At 55.3% G+C, this 24,124-nt stretch carries 20 protein-coding genes and 1 pseudogene; 9 read left to right on the top strand and 12 right to left on the bottom strand.

All coding sequences use genetic code 11. From position 1 onward, the window contains the following. Positions 1 to 281: 281 nt before the first annotated feature. From VJ162_RS16430 to VJ162_RS16405, 6 genes are all read right to left on the bottom strand, one after another. Positions 282 to 2,447 carry a type B DNA-directed DNA polymerase gene (locus tag VJ162_RS16430; protein ID WP_324665810.1) on the bottom strand — a complete coding sequence of 722 codons (2,166 nt, stop codon included), beginning with the start codon at positions 2,445 to 2,447 and terminating at the stop codon, positions 282 to 284. Positions 2,448 to 2,455: 8 nt separating this feature from the next. Continuing rightward, complete coding sequence (locus VJ162_RS16425) at positions 2,456 to 3,106, bottom strand: hypothetical protein (RefSeq protein WP_324665809.1); 651 nt, start codon at positions 3,104 to 3,106, stop codon at positions 2,456 to 2,458. Further along, entirely contained in the window at positions 3,103 to 3,405 is a 303-nt protein-coding gene (locus VJ162_RS16420; RefSeq protein ID WP_324665808.1) for a hypothetical protein, read from the bottom strand. Before VJ162_RS16420 ends, VJ162_RS16425 begins: the two co-directional genes overlap by 4 nt. A 2-nt stretch (positions 3,406 to 3,407) precedes the next feature. Beyond that, on the bottom strand, positions 3,408 to 4,349 hold the full coding sequence (locus tag VJ162_RS16415; RefSeq protein ID WP_407066873.1) for a hypothetical protein: 942 nt from the start codon (positions 4,347 to 4,349) through the stop codon (positions 3,408 to 3,410). A 230-nt stretch (positions 4,350 to 4,579) separates the two neighbouring features. Beyond that, a complete protein-coding gene (locus VJ162_RS16410; RefSeq protein WP_324665807.1) occupies positions 4,580 to 5,608 on the bottom strand; it encodes a Cdc6/Cdc18 family protein in 1,029 nt (342 codons plus the stop codon). 212 nt (positions 5,609 to 5,820) lie between these two features. Beyond that, the gene (locus VJ162_RS16405) at positions 5,821 to 6,054 is read right to left on the bottom strand and encodes a hypothetical protein (protein WP_324665806.1); all 234 of its coding nucleotides are present in this window, start codon (positions 6,052 to 6,054) and stop codon (positions 5,821 to 5,823) included. A gap of 295 nt (positions 6,055 to 6,349) precedes the next feature. On the opposite strand from VJ162_RS16405, the gene VJ162_RS16400 reads away from it, so the two are divergent. The 5 genes from VJ162_RS16400 (at position 6,350) to VJ162_RS18540 (ending at position 9,506) form a co-directional block, all read left to right on the top strand. Then, positions 6,350 to 6,766 (top strand): TRAM domain-containing protein, encoded by a 417-nt coding sequence (locus VJ162_RS16400; protein WP_324665805.1) that lies wholly within the window; start codon positions 6,350 to 6,352, stop codon positions 6,764 to 6,766. Between the two features lie 84 nt (positions 6,767 to 6,850). After that, positions 6,851 to 7,714: a DUF2250 domain-containing protein gene (locus VJ162_RS16395; RefSeq protein WP_324665804.1), complete on the top strand. Its 864-nt coding sequence runs from the start codon at positions 6,851 to 6,853 to the stop codon at positions 7,712 to 7,714. Between the two features lie 131 nt (positions 7,715 to 7,845). Continuing rightward, positions 7,846 to 8,541: a hypothetical protein gene (locus VJ162_RS16390; RefSeq protein ID WP_324665803.1), complete on the top strand. Its 696-nt coding sequence runs from the start codon at positions 7,846 to 7,848 to the stop codon at positions 8,539 to 8,541. 257 nt (positions 8,542 to 8,798) lie between these two features. Next, positions 8,799 to 9,179, top strand: a complete 381-nt coding sequence (locus VJ162_RS18545) for a DUF433 domain-containing protein (protein WP_407066872.1) — start codon at positions 8,799 to 8,801, stop codon at positions 9,177 to 9,179. Next, a complete protein-coding gene (locus tag VJ162_RS18540; protein WP_407066871.1) occupies positions 9,180 to 9,506 on the top strand; it encodes a DUF5615 family PIN-like protein in 327 nt (108 codons plus the stop codon). Between the two features lie 337 nt (positions 9,507 to 9,843). On the opposite strand, the gene VJ162_RS16380 is transcribed toward VJ162_RS18540, so the two are convergent. The 5 genes from VJ162_RS16380 to VJ162_RS16360 all read right to left on the bottom strand — a co-directional run bounded on the left by VJ162_RS16380 (position 9,844) and on the right by VJ162_RS16360 (position 16,050). Then, positions 9,844 to 11,097, bottom strand: a complete 1,254-nt coding sequence (locus tag VJ162_RS16380) for a Glu/Leu/Phe/Val family dehydrogenase (protein ID WP_324665801.1) — start codon at positions 11,095 to 11,097, stop codon at positions 9,844 to 9,846. A gap of 648 nt (positions 11,098 to 11,745) precedes the next feature. After that, entirely contained in the window at positions 11,746 to 11,889 is a 144-nt protein-coding gene (locus tag VJ162_RS16375; protein ID WP_324665800.1) for a rubrerythrin-like domain-containing protein, read from the bottom strand. Between the two features lie 112 nt (positions 11,890 to 12,001). After that, positions 12,002 to 14,881, bottom strand: coding sequence for a bacterio-opsin activator domain-containing protein (locus tag VJ162_RS16370; RefSeq protein ID WP_324665799.1), 2,880 nt, complete (start codon positions 14,879 to 14,881; stop codon positions 12,002 to 12,004). Positions 14,882 to 15,299: 418 nt separating this feature from the next. After that, positions 15,300 to 15,680 carry an HVO_A0114 family putative DNA-binding protein gene (locus VJ162_RS16365; protein WP_277543167.1) on the bottom strand — a complete coding sequence of 127 codons (381 nt, stop codon included), beginning with the start codon at positions 15,678 to 15,680 and terminating at the stop codon, positions 15,300 to 15,302. 13 nt (positions 15,681 to 15,693) lie between these two features. Beyond that, positions 15,694 to 16,050 (bottom strand): toxin-antitoxin system TumE family protein, encoded by a 357-nt coding sequence (locus VJ162_RS16360; RefSeq protein WP_277543166.1) that lies wholly within the window; start codon positions 16,048 to 16,050, stop codon positions 15,694 to 15,696. Between the two features lie 474 nt (positions 16,051 to 16,524). Between VJ162_RS16360 and VJ162_RS16355 the strand changes: the two genes are divergently transcribed. The 3 genes from VJ162_RS16355 to VJ162_RS16345 all read left to right on the top strand — a co-directional run bounded on the left by VJ162_RS16355 (position 16,525) and on the right by VJ162_RS16345 (position 21,018). Continuing rightward, the gene (locus VJ162_RS16355) at positions 16,525 to 17,280 is read left to right on the top strand and encodes a DICT sensory domain-containing protein (protein WP_324665798.1); all 756 of its coding nucleotides are present in this window, start codon (positions 16,525 to 16,527) and stop codon (positions 17,278 to 17,280) included. A 134-nt stretch (positions 17,281 to 17,414) separates the two neighbouring features. Further along, the gene (locus VJ162_RS16350) at positions 17,415 to 19,118 is read left to right on the top strand and encodes a methyl-accepting chemotaxis protein (RefSeq protein ID WP_324665797.1); all 1,704 of its coding nucleotides are present in this window, start codon (positions 17,415 to 17,417) and stop codon (positions 19,116 to 19,118) included. Between the two features lie 247 nt (positions 19,119 to 19,365). Beyond that, positions 19,366 to 21,018 (top strand): ATP-binding protein, encoded by a 1,653-nt coding sequence (locus VJ162_RS16345; RefSeq protein WP_324665796.1) that lies wholly within the window; start codon positions 19,366 to 19,368, stop codon positions 21,016 to 21,018. Positions 21,019 to 21,278: 260 nt separating this feature from the next. On the opposite strand, the gene VJ162_RS16340 is transcribed toward VJ162_RS16345, so the two are convergent. Further along, positions 21,279 to 23,039, bottom strand: a complete 1,761-nt coding sequence (locus VJ162_RS16340) for a sensor histidine kinase (protein WP_324665795.1) — start codon at positions 23,037 to 23,039, stop codon at positions 21,279 to 21,281. A gap of 250 nt (positions 23,040 to 23,289) precedes the next feature. Here VJ162_RS16340 and VJ162_RS16335 point away from each other — a divergent pair. Further along, positions 23,290 to 24,012, top strand: a pseudogene (locus tag VJ162_RS16335) (response regulator); the annotation flags it as partial. Positions 24,013 to 24,124: the final 112 nt, after the last annotated feature.

Below are 24,124 nucleotides of genomic sequence, written 5' to 3'. Positions count from 1 at the left end.
ACTCTGCTAACCAAATCTGTACTAGAACTAGAGTTGGTTGAAACGAAACGATACGTTTCGTGAAACGACCAAACTCGTTCCTGGATTTGTTTCCTCGTGAGCTGGATGTCATCGTCTGTCCTACGTCTTCTCATAGGTTCTCTGGCCGAATCCCGTATCCTTTAGATGATTTTTCTCAGCCTATCCTCTCGTCAAATTCATATCGCACACGGGGTGTGGGGGTTCGACCTGGTTTGCATCCTAGCTAACCAACAAAACCCGCCGAACCACTCTTATGTTGGTTAGATATTCTCCGTGTTTGCGAAAACCGTCAACTCCGGCACCCGTATCTCTGCGAGTTCTCGACGAATCTTCGACCGATCCCATCTCAGTGGAGACAGTATACTCTCGACAGCTCTGACTAGTTGCGTCTCGTAGTACGACACATCGTACGACTCTATCTTTTCGTGGGCCAACGCGACCCGCTCTCGCGAACTCTTCTTGTCGTCGACGACCACGTACTCGATGTCCTGTCCAGGGTGGACAGAAAGACCTTGATCGCGAGCCCGCTTCAGCGCCGCCACGTTCTGGGTATTCTGCGTGTAGCCCTCCAGCGGCTTGGAGACACGATTCCGTTCGACGAGTCTCTCTACTTGCACCTTCCCGGTGTGGAGTTGGTCGATTGCTTTCTGGAGACATGTAAGGACGGCCTCTGGAGATCGAGTCGCATCAAATCGTTCGAGACACTCCCGCTGGACGTCCTCGATGAACGGTGGGGTCGACCGCTGGCGAGCTTCGATACCGCGTATCTTGAAGTCGTCTTCGCCGGCGACCTTCCCGAAGTACTTCGTCAACGCGCCGGCGTCACTATCGCGCTGCGGGACAAACGCCACCCAGTCGTAGTGGGCTTCGTGTTCGAGCTGAATCTCGACGCGGTCGGTGATCTCCGTCGCGAGCGCTTCGAGGTCCTCACGAGCATCGTCGTCGACGTCGGGGTCTGGGGTCACCCAGATGGAGTCGACGATACCGTGGACGACGCGCCAGCCGCTGGCTTCCAGTCGCTGCTTCGCCGTCAGCAGAATCTCGCGAGCGAACGCGTTGATTGCCTCGTGGCACTCGATGCGGCCGAATTTCGCATTGCTGAATCCCTGGTAGCCGAAGCAGGCGACGAGAATCCACTTTAGTGCTCCCGACCGCCCCTCGAGTTCTGCCAGTCTGTCCCCGTTGGGGTCGTCCCGCTCCTTCTCCCGACGGATGGCCGCTTTGATCTCGTCGCGAGCGTCAATGATCGGCTGGAGTACGTCGCCGAGGTAGCCCCGGTCGTCACAGATCGAGTAGCCGAGCCCAGGAACGTCGTCGCGGTCGCTGTGACAGTCACACCGGATAACGTCTGGTGAGACGTTTCGGGTACAGATGATATTCGGGTAGAGGCTGGAAAAGTCGAGTTCGTGAACGTCCTCATGAATTCCGACCTCGGGTGCGAAGATGAAACCGCCACGGTCGGCATCGTGGAGTGTTCCCATCGGCTTGAAGAATTCGTGGCGCCAGGAGTTCCACGGGACGAGGACGCCGCGGTCGTGGGCTTCACAGATCTGGATGGCGGTGAGTACGTTCCCAATCGACGCCCACGCTAGTTCCTGAACCGGTTTTTTCGAGCGCGACACAAGGTCGAGGACGCCGTCAAGGTTCGTCTCTCCGTAGAAGAACGTGTTCGACTCGTCGATAATCGCCCGACCGGGCACGTTGTACCGCGCTGGCGAATGCCCGACTTGCCCGTAGCTCGCGTACGTCGATTCACCGGCGAGTTGCTGGTAGTCGACCTCGGGCCACCGACTCAGCGAGAAGTCGTCCACGCCGGCGTCTGTCGCCATCTCGTACAGCGTCGGAATAATCTCGCTCGTCGAGCAGACCAGGATGTTCGGATCGTGTTTTTCGAGCGCTGCCCGCACGGCACTCAAGAGCTCAATCGGTGAGCCAGTAACTGTGTCACCGGCCACCGTTAACTCCCCATAGACGTCGTTGCTCGTTTCGGTCACCGGGACGCTGAGTTGGAGTGTCGACAGTTCCGTTGCCGGCGTTGGGCTGATATCGTTTTCCAGACAGTAGCGGAATTCCCGCGAGAAGTCGACATTAAAACAGGCGAGGTCCCCGATTGGATACGCCGATAGCTGCCGTGCTTGACGCGCAAGCGACGTAACACGGTCGATATGTCGGACGTCGACGGCGAGTACGGGTTCGTCGTCGCGACGAAAACCGGGTCGCTGGGTGACGACTTCGGTCCTCACGACATCTGGGTGCCGCTCGTACTGTGTCCGAAGTTCTGCAAGGTCTGGATCGTCCTCAGGAGATCGTGCCGCAACGTAGAACCGCGGCGTGTAGTCGTTGCGCTCGGTTGGTACGACGCCATCAGCCGTGGCTTCCCACTCTACTACACGACCGTCGTCCAAGAAATCGATTGTAAACGGCATCGTTAGGTTCAGTTGACTACCGGATCCAGTGATTTCATCGAGAAGTCTGATTTCGAACAGTACCGCTCTGCCAGTTCCATCAGCGCTCGCGTCCGGCGAATATCTGCGACGTTGTGCAAAACCAGTTGCTCGAAGTTTCCGTTCTCCCAGGCGGTGACCGCTGCTGCACTGTCGGTGAACGGATCCAGATCGCCGAGACCGGCCCCGATGAGTTCCTCGTAGACGCCGTCCAGTGTATCCCCTGTCGTGTTGAACCGTGATTCGAAGATATCCAGTACTTCGACGTACGGAAGCTCAGCGAATGGCCACCCGAGATTGTGGACGGTCAGCCGCGTTCGGAGGAAGGGCAGGTCGAAGCCACCGTTCCAGGTGTCGCCGTTGTACGCGACTAGTTTGACCTCCTGATCGGCGAGCGTTGAGCCGACAAATTCCGTCATCGCTTCGAGAAGCGCCGCCTCGCTGTCGTGAAGTGAGAGTGTTATCGGCGTCTGCAGTTCCTCATTGAGGCGCTGTTCGAGCTTGGGCGGGGACGTCCGTCCGCCAGTATTGAGAAACACGCGGGAGCTAATCGCTGCGTCGAACCCGACGACAGTCAGCTGGTCTGTTGTTGCGAACCCCGTCGTCTCGATGTCGAACGCGACTGTCTTGAGGTCCGTCATCGGTCGGTCTCCTCGCGCTGTTGTCGATCTCGGCGCGTTTCCAGGGCATCTTCCAGCTCCTCGATTCGCTCCTCGTGGGTATCGAGTCTGGCCTCCTGTTCGAGATCGATGCTAAACAGTGCCGGGACGAGCGGATTCTGGTGGTTCAACAGGCCACTCGCGTCGGCATGCTCGCGAGCGTACTCGAACAGCTGGTCGAAGTGCGGTTGGTCGCGACGGCGGAGCGCTTGCCGGAAATCCGCCCAGCGCTCTTCAATGGCTCGCAGGGCATCACGATACGTTGGGTTTGTGCGCCCCATCGCTATCGCCCCCCGACGCCGGCAGCGGTCCACGCGTCAAGCAGCGGACTCCCTGCGACTGACACAGTCTCCCCCTCCGTTGTGACGGCCGTGCCGACGCCGTCGGTGGGCGTAGCGGGCGAGGTAGTCGTCGGTTTCACCCCAACATGCGTTGCGCGAGCATCCAGCAGTTGCCGCCAATACGCAAACGTCGTCTGATAGTACGCGCCGTCGTCGACGGGGTAGACGAGCGTCTCGAAGTCGTCGCCGACGAATCGTGGCCCCATCCGAGTTTGCTTGCACTCCAGATGATGGTCAGCAGCCGTCGCGACTGGCGCCGTGAATTCGTCTTGCTTGCTCCGGGTGACCAGGACGGGAATATCGTAGCCATCGGCGTATGTCGCTAACCGAGCGAGTGTCCGGGCATGGAGGGTCTCTGCGTGCTGGTCGCTGAGGGTGTCGTCGGCGCGATACTGAGCGTCAACCGCTGGTGCAACGATGAGCGAGGGCGTATGCGGCGACGAGTCGTCGTCCTGCCCGGATGGCTGCTGGCCACTTGACTGGGTTGGCTCGGTCGATTGCTTGATGGATTGGTTCACTGCTGTTGAGAGCTCGTCGACGGCGCCGTAGTGCTGGTACGCTGTGAAGCCACGGGCGACGTGAATGCGGTCTAGCAGCCGCTGACTGGGTGCTATCTGTGCGAGCGTGGTCGTCGTCGCATGCCCGCTAGCGTCAACCCAAAAGGCAGGCCCGTCGTGCATGAGGAGATGGTCTAGGACGAGCGACTGCAAAATCGGCACGCCACGACTGCCGTCGACGTCCAGCAACGTGATACCGTCGTCAAGCGACGGAAGTAGGATATCGTCAGTTGCTGGGTCGGCCCGGTCAGCAATAGCCTGATTGCGATTAGCGCCACGGGTGGGCTGTTCAACCGCCAACCGATTCGAAGTTGCGTGGTCTGGCATACTCGACTAGATGGTCACAGGTCCGATAAGCCGCGGCGTGTCGCTTCCGCGTTTCATGAAATCCCCTGTAGCAGTCAGGACCGCCCTGCTATGTCCGGGTTTTCGACTCTTCAGTCCGTTTCCGCGAACCTCTCCGGAATAATCTAGCCGGCTGTTAACCAACAAATACAGCCCGATCAACCCGTATGTTGGTTAAGGATAAGATATCGAATCGAATCGTTGCTCGAACCTCACCTTGTCGGTGAACGAATCGACTCGGTGGCTAACGAATACTGTCGGTCACGGCTCGTGCCTTCGGCTACCAGCAGGTTGTACTGATCCATTTTCGAGAGGTAGGTTCGGACAGTCCGTTTCGTTCGGGGGTCATCAACGGCATCGCTGTAGTGTTCATGTATTTTGCTGGGCCCTACTGGTCCGTGTTCGCGTACGATATCGTAGACGGCTTGCTGGTGGGGAGTGAGGGAATCGAGACTAGTCTGTCTGATTTCTGCGCGAGCATCGTCCGCTGCATCTCGCAACATCTCGTCGGTAATGGTTTCGCGGTCTTTTCTGTCGGCTGTACTGGCTGCGATACGGAGAATCCCTATCGCGAGGCGGGCGTCGCCGGCGGCAGCGTCGGCGATGTGATACAGCTGGTCGTCGATGATGACATTCTCGTCGAGACCCCATTTCGCGCGGGCACTCAGGATGTCGTAGAGCTGCTCGTTGTGGTATTTGTCCATCCGGACGTGTTCGCTGGAGCGGAGTCGGCTTACGAGCCGGTCGTCGACGCGGCTGAACAGTTCTTCCTCCTTGTTAGCAATACAGACCAGCGCAAACTGCTCCAAACTATGCAGGTCGTAGAGAATTCCCGGGTCCTCAAGCTGGTCGACTTCGTCAAGGATGATCACTGTTCGTGGTCCGTCGTATTGCTGGAGTCGGTCGACGAGCTCGTCGTGGGGGGTCGACTGTCGGTGGATATCGATCGTCTGGTCAAGGTCGTCGAGGATCTGGTACAGTGTCCGGAAGCGCGTGTAATTGCGCCAGCAGTTGACGTAGGTTGTCTCGATGTCCAGCACTTCCTCGCGAAGCCGTTCGGTAACAAACTTCGAGATGCACGTCTTTCCGGCGCCGCTGGGGCCAGTGACGATGGCGGTGTCAGCGGGTTCACCGCTCGTAATGGGTTCCAGAACGCTAGAGAGGTGGTTCACTTCGGCGTCGCGATGCTCAATCTCCTTCGGTATGAACCCCGCCCGAAGCACACGAGCATCGCGAATCATTTGCTATCATCAGACCAGTTTTCGGCCGAACCCTAAAAGGATAGCTGGGCTGTTTCCGGAAAGCCGTCTAGTTGCTGTGCCTCGCAACCGTATTCCGGCCGCTGTCTCGCGATATTTCCTTCGTGAACGGCGGCGTTTCCGGAAACTTCCGGAAGTAGCCCGCTTCCAGGATAGCTGATTCAGTTCGTGAACCCGTGACGGGATTTCTGAAGTCACTCAGTTTTTCGAAGTCGGTCGTTGACTTCGTAGAGCCACCCACGGTCAAGCAAGCGGTCGATGGCATATACTGCATCAGCCTCCTCTTCGATATTTTCGTCTTCGGCGAGAAGCTTCGCTTTGGCATCGGTATGGGATAGTTCGTCAATTTCAGACGTGTACTCGGCTTCCAGAGTTTCGTAGGATTCCCTGATCCACGTTGGGAGGCTGGGTTCGTCTCTATGTCTCATCGCTTGGTAACCCGTTTCCCTGTCGTCTAGAGGTAATAGGTAGCTATTTCGTCGGTCTGGCAGGTCGGACAGTGAGTGTGCTTGGTCTGGAGCGTCTGCCCGCAGTGGCGACATTCGCACCATAGATTGGCGTCTGTCTTGGAAAGTACCGCTCGCAGACGCTGAAGCATGTGTGGCCCTATGATGTCGATTTACAAATAGCTAGGCTGCAAACGTCTGATGTCGCCTGCCTTCCGTTGGTGAGCAAACCATAGAATCAAGTGGACCGACTGGAGAACAATTACAGAAGTCTCCGATGGATATTCCGACTGAATTACACACTCTTTTTTCAGCCCAGATTGACGAGCGAAAAGCCAGCTTTGTCATCGAGGTTCCACGGGAAGAGGTTGATCTTGGCAACATTCAACGTGACGAAGCCTATCGGGTAGCGATACTCCCGGGACTGGGCAGTGAAGAGGGTCCCGACGACAGCGAAGTGGATTCAGACAGGACCTTCGATAATCCGGGCCCACCTGTTGAAGAGGGTGAACAGAGAACGGTGGAAATCGAACATCTTGGCGATCAAGGTGACGGTATTACGCGCGTTGAGCGTGGATTCGTTGTCATCGTGAGTGATACCTCTCCCGGCGAAGAAGTGACCGTCGAGATTACACATGTTCAAGAGAATGTGGCGTTCGCTGACGTAGTGGACCGTCCAGACCAATCCGAGTGATGGGACCAATACACAGTACGGATTCGCGCGTACTCAGTGGCCGCCCATGGATTCAAGCAGGTCGCGTAAGTCTCCTCTGACGAGATGGTATCTCAGGCTGAAATCGACCAACTCCGAACGGAGGCCAATACCATCATGACCCGTATCCAGCGCGTGGATACCGCACTGGAGCAAGCACGATCAGAGGCAGGGTCACACTGGGACGAACGAGAACTGACGTTAACACTCGAGACACCACAGGGAGAATCAATCGACGTGACGCTGGATCTCGATGAAGACGCCGCGAGCAATGCACAAACGCGGTACGAAGCAGCCAAAGAACTTGAGTCAGAACTCGAACGCCAGGAAGCGGTTGTCGGGCAACTCGCACCGATGCCCCGTAATCCAGTCGCGTACCTCATTTGCTATCATCTCGATGCTGTCGAGGGGAACTATCCCAGATCGATGGCTGGACATCTGGATGCTACCCGAGACGAGGTCGAGGACCTCTGTGCGACCATGGAGACCGCTGGGATTCTCGAACGAGTCGAGTCGGGGACAGTCAAACAGCGCAACGTCAAGGCCAAACAGGCCGACGAAGTTCGCCAACACCACACTTACTATCGTCTCTCACGGAAGGGCGATCACCTGTTACGATTCCTCTCCGAGGGCGAGGGGAAACTGAACGTGCTCCGGCACCTGCCTGATGGACAGACGATTGCCAGGCGACTGGATAGGGGTGGCCCGGACTATCCTCGAATGACGGCCAACGAACTGGAGATGGACTTCGAGTATGTCCGCCATCTCTACCGTGCACTCCAGCGTGTAGACCTGGTTACAGTGTATGATGGAAGTACAATCAAGGGCAGCGAACGGAAGCTGAAACCCAAAGACGAGACGCACAAGAAGCACACCTACTACGTGACCACGGATATTGCGTCGGAGCTATTGCGCGAACTGGAGGACTAACGGTACTACCACATGACCGCCTGGAGTTGACGGGCTGTGACGGTCTAGCGATAGCCATTCGAGACTTCTGTCGTGTGATTGGAACCCATGCCGGGACAACCAACTTGTAACGTCATGCCAACGGTGTATCCATGGATACTTCTGATGAGTCAACGGTGGAACCGCCGCGGGCATGGGTGGAGGATTTCCTTGACAGTGAGGCCGAAATCCGTGGTGTCCTCGATGATGTGCGAGAAGCACATGTGCTGGGTGAGTCCGAGACAGTCCGGGAGAAGCTTCGGGCGTTTGCCCAGACAGAAAACGGGATTTTTCGAGTCGTCGCGCTGGCTGTCCTCGACGTTGAGACGTTCTATACTGACCTGAACGACCAATACGAGGACGAGACCGCTCCCATAGAGAAGTTAGAGGCGATTGGCTCAGACTTCGATCGGTTAGCCGATGATCTCGAACTCGTCCTCTCCGAGCGTATGAACGAATTCCGGAATCCACGGCCAGGACTCCGGCGAGGCTTTCGCTACTCCGAGGAGACACAGCTCCCACGCCTCGACTATGACGTATATTCCGGAGACGTCAAGCTGTGTCAGTTCATCCACCCGCCATCACAGGCACTTGTGCTTGTCCAGAGCATTCTGAACTCGACGCGGAAGCTACTGGAGCAAGTCGATGCTAATGGAGACCCGATTGCCGAGGCTGAACAGGAACGGATTGCGAATATGCACAACCATCTCTCAGAGGAGCTGGCCGAGATGGCGGCCTATATCGAGACGACCGCTGTGGAGGAATCCGATAACGACCTCGAACCGTTCGACGACTACTCGTTCTACTAGACGGGGAATTTGTCTTAGCGCTCGCGTGGCCAGTTACAGTTCGAGCATCTATTGCCTGAATCTCTATCGACACGATCCCGAATCATCGCCCACGTGTCCCCGAACGATTTCCCATCTGGTACCGTACCACAGCCACGGATACCGATGAGATGCCAAGTTCCAGTTGTCTCGTTTTTCGCGACCTGCATAGCGGATTTGTCACACTTCGCAGTCAAATGAGTTCAGTGTGACTGTGATACCCGCAAGAAGCACAAACAATGGTCCTGATTGCGGCGATAATCACGACCAGTTCTTCTTCACAGACCCTCGATGGAGATACACTGGTCCGAACACTCTTGATGCCCCAGACGGTAGAGAATACTAAGATGAGTTCAACGGTCCAGATTGTGAAAACGCCAGATACTCTCCACGGAAAGCCCCGTCTCGAGGGAACACGGGTTGGCGTCCTCCAAGTTGGGGAACTAGTCCGACAGCGTCAGTGGAGCATCTCTGAGGTCGCCGACCAGCTGGGTCTCGACGATGCACAAGTCCGTGCTGCGACCGAGTACTACGATGAGCATCCGGAGTTGATGGACACGCTTCGTGCCCAGAAAGAAGCACGGAAGCGTTCGGTCACACAGCAGAGTCAAGCCGAATAAATGCGGATTCTTTGCGATCAGAACGTACCCGCCAAATATATTGAGGCGTTTGACAACGCGGACAACATTACTGTCACGACAGTCGATAGCGTTCTTCAACATGATGCCGCGGATAAAGATATCGTCGCCTACGCTGAACGCCACGACTGGGTCGTATTTACAAATGATGACGATTTTTTCGTAGTCGGTGGCGACCACGGTTTGCTTCTGTATGACCAACTGGATGACCCGATACCAGGCGATGTTGTCACCGCCATCCAGCGTATCTCAGAGGCGTATCACACTCAATCTGAAATCACCGAATCAGTCCCCGGAAATTGGGTTTAGCTCTCTTAAGATAGGTAGAACTGCTGAGTGCGAGTACGGTCTCTTCTACCGCTGATAGATAATCCAGGTGACGGGTGGCTTCGTGATTGGTGCGAGAAGCACGATCAGGTATCTGTTGGATACTCGCTGTGGAGGGTAACCTCTGTTAATTATCGGGAGCAGTCCGGTCTGGGGACTCTCGTGATGTTCGTGCGGAGGTGGGCAACATCGGAGGCAGATACGCCGAGAGAGACGGACTACAGGTGGCGTATCTGATAATGTTGAACTGCCTGGGATATGATCAGGGGCCGAACCTATGTATTAAAAGGAAACAGCGGCGTGTGACTGTCGAGAGCTGTCAGGGCCAGGTCCCGGTCGACTCACCAGCGTCGAGAACGCGCTCGAGCGCAAGGACGTACGCGGCAGTCCGAAGAGACGGCAGAGAGCGACTTTCGTATGTGTGAACCAGATTCTGGAACTGGTCGACAATCTTGGTGTCTAGCTCTGTGTTCACACGTTCCTCGGGCCAGTAGAACCGCTGGCGGTTTTGCACCCACTCGAAGTAGGAGACGATAACACCACCCGCGTTCGCGAGGATATCCGGAATCACGAGCACGTCCCGTTCACGGAGGATATCGTCGGCAGTCGGTGTGACCGGTCCGTTCGCAGCCTCGGAGATTACATCGGCATTGATGTCACCCGCAAGCGACTCGTCGATGGCGTTCTCTAGGGCGGCAGGAGTCAATAGGTCTACATCAAGGGTGAGCAGTTCCTCGTTGGTCAGAGTCTGTTCTGCACCCGGGTACCCGACAACGCTGCCGGTTTCCTGTTTGTGTTCTCTGACAGAGTAGGGGTCGAGTGAATCTGTAGCATAAATACCGCCGCTCGAATCGGACACGGCGACCACATCGGCGCCCATCTCGTAGACGAGTTTGGCCGCGATCCAGCCGGCATTTCCATATCCCTGTACAGCGACGGAGGCCCCACTGAGGTCCTTGCCGAGATATTCAAACGCCTCGCGTGCGGCGATGACCGTCGACCGGCCGGTCGCTTCGACGCGACCCTCGCTCCCGCCATTCGATGTATCTTTCCCGGTGATGACACCCGGTTCCGTCGTATTCTCCAGCGTCTCGTACGTATCCCTGATCCAGTTCATCTCACGCTGCCCCGTATTCACGTCGGGAGCTGGGATGTCACGGTCAGACCCGATGAACGGCCTCAGCTCCGCTGCGAATGCGCGGGTGACTCGCTCGAGTTCCGACTCGGAGTACTCACGCGGGTCGATGATAATCCCACCTTTGCCGCCACCGAGTGGAATATCACTGGTGGCAGTTTTGTACACCATCCACCCCGACAGCGCCTTGACCTCATCACGAGTCACTTGCGGGTGGTAGCGGATACCGCCTTTGTAGGGGCCACGGTCACCGTTGAACTGTGACCGATAGGCACGGAACACCTCGGTCGAGCCGTTGTCCATCTCGACGGACAAATTCATCTCCACCACTCGCTCGGGTGTCTTGAGACGCTCTAGTTCACCATCTGATACATCAACATAGTTAGCTGCTTCATCGATCTGTGTCCGCAAACTCTGGTACGGATTTAGCTCCGACATATCTCTCTCAGGAGAATCGAGATACCAAAAGATGACTATCTTAGACGTGATTTTGTCCGTTTTCTGAGTTTAGTAGTCACTAATCGACAGGCGGGAAGAAATGATATTATGGGTTAATTTCTATCCGATTTTCATTTTTATATCAAATTTCTTGAGTACTCGTTCGTCCCCGTCGGCGACCACTTCGACCGTCGTCTGAGTATCGATGGCAACCGCGTCTCCCACACGTTCGCACCCACTGGTCGGGACATCTATCCTGTCGACCCCTGGAAGCAGACAATCGCGGTGTCGCTCCCGTTCCAGCAGTGCGTGGCCGGACGGGAAGTGCCAGATTCGGGTGACAGCGCTGAAACACGCCGCAGTAGCCGGATCTCTGATGTGTCGCAACTCGGCGTCTCCGCTAGATTGGTTTTGTTCAGGCAGCATTGGACCACGCGAATTGCGCGTCGTACATTCGTGGCGTTTCGCACCCGTCGCTGGAACGCGCCGGTTGCCCTGACCGACGACTTGGCCCGATATCGGGGCCAGCAGCGACACCGAGGAGGCTGTCTCGACGGAATTGCTCGTGACCGACAGACGGAGAGCTATCCCAGTGCAGTCGAGAATCGGTTCGGGTTCCTGAGAGTGCGGTCCAGACCCGTACCATCGTCACTCGACCGGTGTCTGTCGGTTCCGCATCTCGCCACCACAGTCAGGACATGGGTCGGGATTGTCCTCCGCAGTGACGACAGTACCACACTCGAAACACTCGTACGGCGTTGCCTCGTCGGGCGTTTGCGTGACATCTCGCATTGAGTATTCACGAGTGCCCGCTATCGACGCGCGACACTCACGAATACATACGCAGTACAGAACCCAATAGTCAGAAGTTTACTATCAAGGTATTCAGGCTACGGGGGGTTCGTTATTCAACCTGCTCTGTCTGACCGGCTACAGGGTGGTTCGCTTCCTCGAACACCGCCGTGAACAATTTCCGCTGTACCGTCCGGATATGCTGATAGAACGCTGGAGGAGAAATGCCGAGTAACGCCGCCACCTCTTCACCCGTGGACTCGCGTGGTGATTCGAAGAACCCGCTGTAGTAGGCCGTCTGGGTGACTTCCAGCTGGCGATCTGTCAGTGCCCCGAGAAACTGGGCGTGGATATCTCGTTCGAAAGCCTGGTCGAGCGTCTGTTTGCTCTGGAGGGTAACATCAGCGAATGTGTCGGTCACCAGTTGCCTGGCAGTCTGGCCATCGACACGTTCCGGAGCATCGATGGTGAGTGTGGTCTCCGTGGGCGACGCGACCGCTTCGCGAAAGACAGCCCCGTGGTCGGCGAGTTCCAGCGCGAGGAAGGGCTCTGTTAGCCCCAATCGCAGGACGCCACCGTCTGTATCGGCACTGATGGGCTGTACATCATCGATACCGGCTAGTCCCGATGCGGAGTCCTGAAGCGTCTCGATAGCAGCGCCGTCGACAGTCACGAAGACGTAGCTCCTATCGGTCGTCTGCTGGACGCCACCCTTGTACGTCAGAGTGCAGTCGGCTTCCCGCGCCAAACGCGAGAGAATAAACGTCGAATCCTCGATACCGAACACCAGGCGAGTTATCGACGTCGTGAGAAGCGCGTTCTTCCGTTCGATGGCGCTGAGTGCGGCAGCGATAGTCTCACCGAGTTCTGTCAGCACCGTCTGTGCCATCTCGTCGAACGCGTCTCTGGTGCTCGCGTAGACGGTGAGAACGCCGTAGGTCAGGTCATTGTACACCAGCGGAATACTCAGTACCGACATGAAATCGCGTCGCAGCGCGTCAGTTCGCCACGAATCTTCCCGCAAGTCGGCTGCAACGTTGGGCACCATCGTCACCTCATCAGTCGCCGCCGTTTGCCCGGCCGGCTCGGTCCCGGACGCTCCGACGGCAAATTGGTGGCCGTCCAGATATCCCTGTTCATTGCCGGCCCAGGTGCGAGCCTCCAGCGTCTCTGTTGTCGGGTCCACGGTCCCGATCCAGGCGAACCGAAACCGGTCATCCCTGGTCAGCAGGTCACAGACGGCGTGGTCGATTTCCTCGCGGCTTTCAGCTTCGACAACCGCCCGGTCAATAGCCCGAATCGTCTCGTTGATCTGGTTCAGCGTCGTGAGTTGGTCGTTTTGCTGCTGGAGTTGTCGCTCCTGGGTCCGGAGCGTCGATTCGCGGGTCACACGGTCTAGGGCTGCCTCGGCGGCCGCAGCGAGCAAGTCGGCGAGTTCCCGTGTCACGTCGTCGAAGGCGCCTACGGCGTCCGATCCCGCTACGAAGACGCCATGGTCACCCAGCGGAATATAGCAGGCACTTCGCAGATCCGTCGCTCGGTTCTCCAGACGGTCTGAGTTGTGGATATTCTCGAACACCTGCGTGGAGCCGGTGATGAACCCGTGGCCTGGGAGTGTGTCGCCATCGGCGTGGACTCTCGGTAAGGGCCCGTGCAGGTCCCGCATGGTCTGTGAGTGCGCCGCCGGCCGGAGTTCGTTCGCGTCCGCGTCAAACAGATAGACAGCACTCGCCTCAACACCGATCACGTTCGACGAATCCTCGACGATGTGCTGTGCGATCTCATCGTGGGTCCCCGCATACAGGAAGGATCGCGCGAGTTCCTGGAGGGTAGCCAGGGCCTCTTCACGCTGTTTTCGTTTCGTAATGTCACGACAGCTATAGAGGACAGACCCTCCCTGGATGTCGACTTCCCTGACGTTGACCAGGAGTGTGTGTTCGCGACCAGCCTTATCGGTCGCCGTGCACTCGATGTTCTTGAGAACTCTGTTTTCAGCGAGGTCGTCACGGTCGAAGAGATTCTCACCAATTAACTCGTCTATGGTTTCTTGCTCGTAGATCTCTTCGGCGGTGTACCCAAATATAAAGTGGACGTTCGGACAGACGTAGGTGTATTCCCCGTCGTCGTTCGTGATGAGGACGGTATCGGTCATGTTTTTGAGTGTGACCCGGTGGAGCTCTTCGGACTCCTGGAGGTCGCGTTGCAGTCTGACCTGTTCGCTAACATCGATCCCCTCAACCACGATTGAGACGAGATCGCCACGGTCGTTCTTGACAGGGCGGACCGAGAGGTCTAAGACGCGGTGGGGGTTTGCTGGCGCCTGGAAGACGACGACGTTGCTAAACTGTCCCTCGCGTGCCTCCGCTACGAGCTGTCGAACATCTTGTCTGGCCGTCTCTGTTTCGTCCCACCACGGGAGTGTCCAGAACGTCTCCCCGATGAGAGCGTCACAGTCCTGATCGATCATCTCCCGTGCCGGTTGATTGACGCGCTTGAGTGAGCCCTGTCGGTCGAGTACCCACGTCGCCGTCTGGGTGTCCTGGAAGACCGCCTCGAACTGCTGTGCTCGCTCGTCACGAGTGGTCGTCTCCTCTGCTGTACGAACCGCGTCCGCTGTCCGTTCGATCAGGTCGTCCATTGTCTGGTCAGCGGACTCGGTTACTGCAATATAATCGGTGACGCCAGCCCGGATAGCCTCGCTCGCGACAGCCTCGCTACCGGCTGTGGTGCCGAGAATTATCGGAGTTGACGGTGTCGTTTCTTTGAGACAATTCACTAGTTCGACCCCGGTTTTCTCCCTGAGCGTATACTCGGTAACGACACAATCAATGGAGATCTGACCGACGGTATCTAGTGCCTCAGACGCGTTAGAAACCGCCCTAACAGACGCTCCAGTTTGGCTGCGTACCGCATCTGTAAAGGCTTCGAGCCATTCAGTCGAGCCAACAACGAGGATTTGAGCCGTGTCAAGGGTGGGGGCAGTCACTGTCATCTGATTACACTACGTATCCGTGTGGACTGCTTGGCGCTGGACTCCATGTAGCGATTAGAGATGGTTCAATATGTATTCCCACACCCTCCTAAACAGTTTGGAGTGAAACCCGGAGTGACGGTCTGGTAGCCCGTCTGCATCCAATCGAGACCAAGGTGTACGATGGCACACACCGTAGTCAGTGAAGTCGAGTCAGGGACGTACTGTAGTGTGCTGATAAGGAGTTCTTGACGATGAACTCCATTTTGGTAGTGGAGATCGCGGCGATAATCACGACCAGACTTTTCTTGGCATATTCTGTTCCACAGTACTGGGAAAGACACAGTTTCGGATAGCCTCTGGTTCCTATCCGGCGGCTCATTTGTTGGCTCGAATGGGGTAAACGGGTGTATATGAGATGCCCGGGAGAACACAAATATCAGGGAGCAGCAGTGGCCCCGTCTCTAGGGTCGTGAGCAAGCGGCGAGACGACGAGATCGTCGTAGGGGAACACTGGTTTCTTTGCCCGTCCGACTGCCTCGAAGCTGATGACGCCAAGCGCTTCCAGTGTGGTCAATTCTTCGTGGACGTTCTTTTTGTCACGGCCGACCAGTCGTGCTGTCTCACGAATGCTCTCGGGTTCTTCGTCTCTAATCACGCGCAAGAGCGTGTAAGTCCGCTCGTTGAACACGTCGGTCAGCTGGCTCTCGTTCGGGAATCGAACAGTAGCCGGCCGGTCAAGGTATTCTCCCTCTTTGAGTGTCTGAATCGCTTCGAGGCCTTCTTCGTACGGATTGGTCTCGTCGTCGACCGTGACCACGAGTACGTTCTGTTCAGTCATGGGTATCACCGTTGTCGTCGGATGGACCGAATCGTGTCTTCGGAATCTCGTCCCAGAACCGTTCGTAGAGTTCCTCGATGCCGGGGAACTCGACGAACTCGGGCTCCGGGTCGGGAGCGACGTGTAATTCGTGGCCTTTCGTATCCTCGTGTGAGTTATCGTAGCGACGGATCGTTCCGTCGTCGAGTGTCTCGGGACCGGCGGTCAGCGCTCCGTAGTGAAGCGTGTACCGCCATCCCGATGGATAGGCATCGTCGTCCGTCCGCCGGACAGACACGCGAATGACGGTCCCATCCTCGTACACTGTGGCGTTGTCGTATCCATCGAGGTCGTCGGCCGTTGGTTCCATCCGGTACTATGTTGGTTTCGTGGCCAACGATAAAGGGGTGTTGGTTCCTCAAACAACGCAGTAGTTCAGGGTCCAGCACATTGCGAGAAGCACGACCAGAATTCTTCAGACACTTTCTATACTACCACGGTAGTTTCTGAGCACCCGCCCACAAGAAATGAGATGCCAGGTGCACAATATTCTTGACGATGTATATGCCTGCAGAACAATTTTGATTATGTTAATTTCATACCATTAGATTTCCGACAAGTGTGCTGCAATACTTGTACCCACAGGTGGAACGAATATTTGAACGTGTAAACGCTGTTGTGTCACCTAACCGTTAGTTTACACGCTCGTTCTAATGATTGGATCCTTCGATTTGGAGTATAACTAGTCTCTTGTAATCATTTTATAACACCCGTATCGACCGGTAAAATCGGGTTTGATAAACAGGGCTACGTATTTATAATCCGCTATGGATATCTTCTTGCAATGGGTCTTCGACAACTTATTGAGTTCATACAAACACTCGAAAAGGAACTCGCACTGTTCAATATTGACTCATCTGATTATATCGACCAGCAACTTGTAGAGTACTTTGATACACAGAACGTCAGGATATGCTCTTATCGAACAACATCAGGTATGCCTTCGGATATCGCTGTTCTCAGTACCGAAGATGACGTACTGGAAATCATCTCAGTGGACACACTCCGCGAACTCGTTGATTCGATACAACCCGGGTCTACAGCAGTAGGGGTTACTGACGCTGAGTACGATGTAATTCTCGGTCATCTCAAGGAGACGACGTTCACCTCCTATGACACCGAACAAATGCTGTATGCGTCTCGTGAAATCGAAGATCGGGCTCGTCGGGTTGGGAAGGGGACGGTTCATGCTGGTTTTCAACGCTGTTCTATAATGGCTGACCAACGATCTATCTATACTGATCTCTCGGAACAAGGGCTTGATGTAAACGCGTATGGGGTTCCAGATGTCCCGAAACCAAATCTTGGCGGTGGGCAGCTACATACAGTCGAAACAGATGAAATTGCGAAGACGTGGTTCGTCATTTTTGACGGGGCTGGCGATACGGCTCAAAAAAGTGCGCTCATTGCGGAGGAACGTGATACGAACACGTTCTATGGGTTCTGGACCTACGATGCGAAAATCGTTGATAGTGCGTTGGACTATCTCGAACGAACATACGTATCGCCCAACGATACGCGATCACCTTCGCAAGCCTGAACGACATTCTAGCGACAAATTGTCTCGTTTGATCCCTGCATCCCGAATTGACCCACATCTATCTCGGCCCATGATAATACAGAGTTTGATAATTCAGGGGAAACAGGTTAGTACCGATACTTGAGAGTTCTCGTATGAGCAAGCAAACTAACCGATCTACGCAGTCCGATGGATCGACGGAGTCAACTGAATGGGAAGATGTCTCCGAGAAATCGGACGAGCAACTTGATAATCTCTCTACCGACCACGGTTCTCCTACCAGCCAATCCGATTCTGGAATGTCGGACGTGGCTAATCGAGAAAACGCCGGTAGCCGTGCAGACGAGGCGCAGGCGATGATTCAGAGTATCCTGGATGGGCTTGCGAATCCGACCGTGGTTACTGATGACACCCGAACGATAACGCACATCAACAGCCAAGCACGGCACCTCTTCGACACTACCGATCGAGAAGCAATCGGTGCTCGTGTGAGCGAACTCCAATCCGATATTGGTGATTTGGTCAGAACAGCACTGACTGATAATCGGGCTATTCAGGAACGTGAAGGAACACTCACCGTCCGTGGGGAGACCACGCCAGTCAGCAGAACAGTGACTCCGCTGCACAACGATGACGGTGAGTGTACCGGTGCGATGGTTGTCGTTCGGGATATCAGCGAGCGTCGGGCACAGGCGCGACGCAAGGAACAACTCGAATCCTACCAGCAGGTAGTTCTCGATGATCTCCAAAATAAACTCGAACGCCTCGCTGAGGGTGACCTCACAATCGACCCGACGGTCCCGGAACCCGATGCTGAGTTTGAGGCCCTCCAAACGGTGCACGACGAGTTCGAGCAGATGAATTCGAACCTCGGAATGGCGGTGTACAATCTCCGCGAAATCATCGAGTCGCTGACTGAGCAGTCTGATGATCTCGCCGACACCGGCGAGGACCTCTCGGCGACAACCGAAGAGGTGACCGCGTCGATACAGCAAATCGATGCCTCCTCGACCGAACTCGCTGGTGGCGCTGATGACCTTGCTGAGCAAACCCAACGGGCGAACGCCAATGTCGATGATCTCTCTGCCTCCATCGAGCAGATAACGGCATCAGTTCAGCAGATCGATGCTCGGTCGGCTGAAGCCGAGGAACTCGCCGAAGATGGCGTGGACGAAGCCGAAACGGCCGTTGGAGATATCAGGTCGGCGACGGACGCTGCGAGCGAGGTGGCCGAAGAGATAGATTCTCTCGATGCCAAGATGGAAGAAGTCGGTGAAATCGTCGACATGATTGCGGATATCGCCGACCAGACGAATATGTTGGCACTAAACGCTAACATCGAGGCTGCACGCGCTGGTGACGCTGGTGAGGGGTTCGCTGTCGTCGCTAACGAGGTCAAAAGTCTCGCCGAGGACTCGCAAGATTCCGCTGATGATGTGGCGACGATTATCGACGAACTGCAGTCACAGACTGACGAGGTCGTCGACAGCATCCGTGAGGCGAACCGTGAGGTTGAATCGGGAGCCGACGCCGTCGAAACCGTCGGCGATCATCTCCAACAGATACAGTCTCGGGTCGAACAGACCAGTGCCGGTGTGGGCGAAATTACCGATGCCGTCGAGAACCAAGCCGAGAACGCTGAACAGGTCGCCGCCATTGTTGAGGATAGTTCCGCGCTTTCCGAGGAGATAACGGCTTCTGTCCAGCAAATCTCGGCTGGCCTCGATGAACAAGCACAGGCAATGGATCAGGTGGCAGAGCGCTCGCAACAGCTGAACATGATGAGCGAAGAGGTCTTCGAGTTGGTCGATCAGTTCAGAGTGAATGCCAGTGAAGACGCCCAAATCGACGATCTCTAACCAGACTCGTTTCCAAGTGACTGACGCTCTACCTACTAATGATTTCAACTTTCTCGGATGGGGAGCCTGTCAGCAGGAACAACTGCGGTATGCCTAAGTTGAAACACAGTATCGCGGGGGGTGGAAATCGAATATGGACTCGAATTCAGAACCGAGAACCTGTCAATGCCATCCGTAGCTGCGTCGGATACCAAGCCCACATACATCTCCCGCGTTTATATACCGATACGATGGAGTCCCACGCCTGATGCTAAATTTTCTTTCTGAAGGTGATCTTGTCTTTGCAAGCTATGTAGTGCTGTTCGGGGCGGCAGCGGTTGCCTGTCTCGCTAGTGCGTTCCGTGTCGCTCGTCTTGACGACCCGGATACCCGCCGTGGACTACTCGCACTATTGCTTACCAGTAGCGGGTGGGCAACTGCCCACGTAGCGTTCCTCATTGTGCCATCGGTACCGATCAAATACGCGTTCTATCAAATTGGTCTCGTCATCGGGCTCAGTACTGTCGGTGCGTGGTTGTATTTCTGTTCGGCGTATACCAACCGTTCACTTCATCGACGACCGATCTATCGTCGTGTCGCAGTTGGAGTGTTCCTTGCGATTGTGGCGCTAAAATTGACAAATCCTCTGCATCAGCTGTACTTCGAGGCAGAGTTCGTTACGATGCCGTTCCCCCACCTGGCGGTCTCACCGCAGTTAGCCCATTGGCTCGTCATGGGGCTCTCATACGGCTTGGCAATGATTGGGTACTTTATGCTGCTTGAACACGTTACGAAAGTCAATTCGGACACGACACCGTTGCTCGTTCTAATTGGCATCACGGGACTGCCACTTGTGCTTGACATTATCGGGTTTGTCACGCCGTATCTCATCGATACCACGTACGGGCCGCTCGGTGTAGCGGTGTTCGCTCTTGGAATCGTGTTTGTGTACTTCGATCAGTTCCAGACGATTCGACTGGCTGCTAATCACGATGAGGCCATACTCGTTGTCAGTGAAGATGACCGAATCCGAGACTACAACCCTCGGGCAAGCCAACTCTTTCCAGAACTCGATGAGACAGGCACACTCGGTAGTCCACTCTGGACGGTCCTTCCCAAAGTTACCGATGCGCTTGAAGCACCATCCTCAGTGATCGAATGCCGAGATAACGACGAAACACGATACTGTCGTGTTTCTGAAAGTCCCTTCTCGGCACGACAGGCGCAGCTTGGACGTGTAATCACGTTCACCGATATTACAGACCAGGAGCAGTATCGGCAAGAACTGGAGCGGCAAAACGAGCGGTTAGAACAATTCGCCAGTATGGTTAGTCACGACCTGCGGAATCCACTTACGGTCGCCTTAGCTCGCGTTGAACTAGTCCAAGAGGAATCGTACAATGAGAATCTAGCGACGGCTGTCAAAGCACTTGACCGCATGGAGGCTTTGATTGCCGATGTCCTATCACTTGCCCGGAACGGCCAGCCGATCGATGAGATGGGAACAGTCTCGCTCGCCAGTATAGCTGCTCAGAGTTGGGACATGATCGACGCTACCAGCGGTGAGAGTGAGCTCATAGTCGACAATGACCTGCGATTTACCGCGGATTCAACACGCCTCCAACAACTGTTGGAGAATCTCTTTCGGAATGCGATTGAACATGGAGGGCCTGATGTGACAGTGCATGTTGGGACACTCGATAGTCCGACCGGCTTCTATGTTGTCGACGACGGCACTGGCCTACCGGTTGACGAACGTGAGTCCCTCTTCGAAATGGGATTCTCCACAGCCGAGACTGGTACCGGGTTTGGGTTGTCGATTGTGAAAGAAATCGCAGAAGCACATGGTTGGCAAATCAAAGCGACTGACAGTGAAACCGGTGGTGCTCGATTTGAGATCACGGGTGTCACAACTGAATAGCCCAGCAAGAAATTTGCACAGCATGAGTTACAAGATATTTTGTATCCACGATTCGGTGAAGAGGTCCATATACTGACTATATTCAGCACCGCAGATGGGATGATTCCAGACTCATCTTATTGATTATCTGGCCGGATTCCGCACCTGTCACGGACCGGGAAATCTACCTCTCATTAGACCGGCTCATCGTGAGCTGAGTCTCACTGTGCGAAGGTACTGGATATTGAAGGTGGTAGGAAGTCGCAAGCAAAGCGGTTGTTTTACTCAGTTTCGTCTGAACCGTCGGGTGTCTGGTTAGCGGTGAGTGGGAGCTGGAATATCAGTGTGGCTCCGTCAGCATCAGTGTCGCTAATGGAGAACGTCCCGCCAAGCCTAGTCGTCACCCACCTCATGATCCATAGTCCCACCCCAGTGCCGTGGCTGAGTGGGGTTTCAGTACCTCGTTCGATTGTTTCGCGTTCGTTCTCCGGTATGCCTGGCCCATTATCAGCAATCCGGATTTGAATATGGTCGGTGTCGTGCTGTGTAACAGTAATCTGAATATTTGTAGTGACTTGCTCAGCGTGGACGACGGCATTGTCGATAGCTTCGTCAAGCGCAAATTTGAACAGATCCCCGCTCGGGAATGTGAGCGTCTCTTCGACATCCACTGTGAGATCAATCGTGGCTGCTGGATACTGCTCTCGGTACTCCTCAATGAGTGTGACCACGTCGGCTATATCCCACGAATCCTCGGAACCACCTTGGTCGGCGAGGGACCGAATTGTCGAAGTCCGGTCCGCGATTTTTCGCATCTTGTCGGTCTGCCTCTGGATCATCTCGATGGCAGCTTGGCGCTCCGATGGGTCCAACTCGGTTTCGAGCATCTCCGCCTGCCCTTCGATAACTGTGATAGCGGCTCGCAAGTTGTGACGCAGAATGCGATTGAGTACGCTCAGCGTCTGGTTTTTTACCACCCGGTCAGTGATGTCATGCTCAATCGACGCGAAATGGGTGATTTCTTCTCGATTATCCAGAATCGGAACGATTGTCTGCTCGACCTCGTAGCGTTCACCCTGTTTGGTCTCGTTAGTCAACTCTGCTCGCCAGATATCCCCGGCGGTGATCGTTTCCCACAGCTCTTTGTAGAAGGTAGCGTCCTGTTCATCGGATTTTAGAATGCGTGGCGTCTGACCGACCGCCTCAGCTGCATTATAGCCGGTCTGTCGTTCGAACGCCGGGTTTACATAGACTATAGTCCCGTCGCGGTCGGTGACGAACATCGCCTGGTCGGCGAACTCAGCCTGTCTTTTGAACAACTCTTTTTCCTGTTCGTGGAGCTTTGCGTCTGTTATATCTCGTTGATAGCCGAGGAAATTAGTCACCGTTCCGGACTCATCTCGAATCGGGACTATCGTGACATGATTCCAGAATAATGAGCCATCCTTGCGATAATTGCGCAACTCGACACTGACAGGCTCTTCAGCAGCGATTGCGGCTCGCATTGCTGCCACCGGTTGTTCGCGGGTCTGCTCTCCTTGGAGAAACCGACAGTTCCGGCCAATCACGTCTTCACGGGAATAGCCCGTATGTTCTAGAAAGCCGTCATTGACGTATATGAGTGGGTTGTCCGGTTGTGACGGGTCTGAAATCGTGATTCCAATTGGTGCTGCATCCATCGCACGGTCCTGAAGGTGTTCGTCAATATCTTCCTGTCCGCTAGTCTGTTCTACGAAGGATATGTGAACGCAGGTTGTGCCATCCCATTCGACAGAGGACAAGAGAGCGAGTGCCTCTCGGGACTCGTCGGTACGAGTTCGAAGTGTGACTGTCTGCCCAAACGCTTTGGCGTCACCGTCTTCTAACGCTTCGATCTCCCCGATGAGCGGGGTCGAAACGTCCGTCACGAGGAAATCGGTTAGATTCTGACCAACCACACTGTCACGGGACGTTGCGCCGATAAGACCGAGGAACCCATCATCGGCGTGGATAATCTCTGTCCCAGAGAGCACGATTACCGGCTTATGAAATATGTCTGTCATTGTTCGAGATACCTAAAGATTGAAACTGAAATTTTGTGCTACTGATACTATATGATGGGTTCCCAAATAATCAGTGGGTAAACTGGACTGCTCGTTAGGAAGTTCGCTCGAGAATACTGGGAGAATCACGACCACTTTTGCAGAGAGCTAGCACCTCTGCTTAGCCCTAATCGTAGCAGTGCTGGAGGCAAATATCCCGTCTGAGAATTGGCAGCACACTCTTATGATATCTGCTAAGAGAGGTTTATATATGGGTCATCTGCTAGACGTTCATGTCCTACACGTTGATGACGAGCCGGGTTTTGCTGACATCGCAGCTGACTTTCTCGAACGCGAAGACAATAGACTCGTAGTCGAAACCGCAGCGAGCGCCAGCGAGGGATTAGACAGACTTGCTGACGAGGACTTCGACTGTATCATCTCTGACTACGATATGCCCGAGCAGAACGGACTCGAATTCCTCGAAACAGTTCGTGAGATGGCTCCTGACTTGCCGTTTATCCTGTTCACTGGCAAGGGGTCGGAAGAAGTTGCCGGCGATGCTATCTCCGCTGGTGTTACTGACTACCTGCAAAAAGAGCGTGGTACTGACCAGTATGCCGTGTTAGCAAATCGGATCCGAAATGCTGTCCAACGATACCGTGCAGAGAATGCCCGGGAACGTCAGCGCAAGGCCATCGAAACCGCACACGAGGGCATCAGCATCCTCAACGAGGACGGCGAATTCATCTACGTCAATCGGGCGTACGCGGATCTCTACGGCTACGATCCCGAAGACATTCTCGGCCAACACTGGGAATTGGTGTATCCCGACGACGAAGTAGCAGTCGTTCGGAACGAGATTTTGCCGACGGTCGCCGACGAAGGCTCTTGGAGCGGCCAAACGACCGGTCTCCGGGCCGATAGCACTACGTTTCCCGAAGACCACCGCGTCGTACAGACGGATTCTGGGGAGCTGATTTGCTCCGTTCGGCTCTGGTGAATCGCTGTACAGCGTCGTCTTCGACCGTCAGAACTAGGAAGTTGAAGCGGGAAACCGCCGATGGTTCATGTCTAAGATTTCCCGCTTCACGAAGAAAGCGGTC

It is taken from the genome of Haloarcula sediminis (assembly GCF_035656455.1).
GTDB classification, from domain to species: domain Archaea; phylum Halobacteriota; class Halobacteria; order Halobacteriales; family Haloarculaceae; genus Haloarcula; species Haloarcula sediminis.
This window is presented reverse-complemented; position numbering and strand designations above follow the sequence as displayed.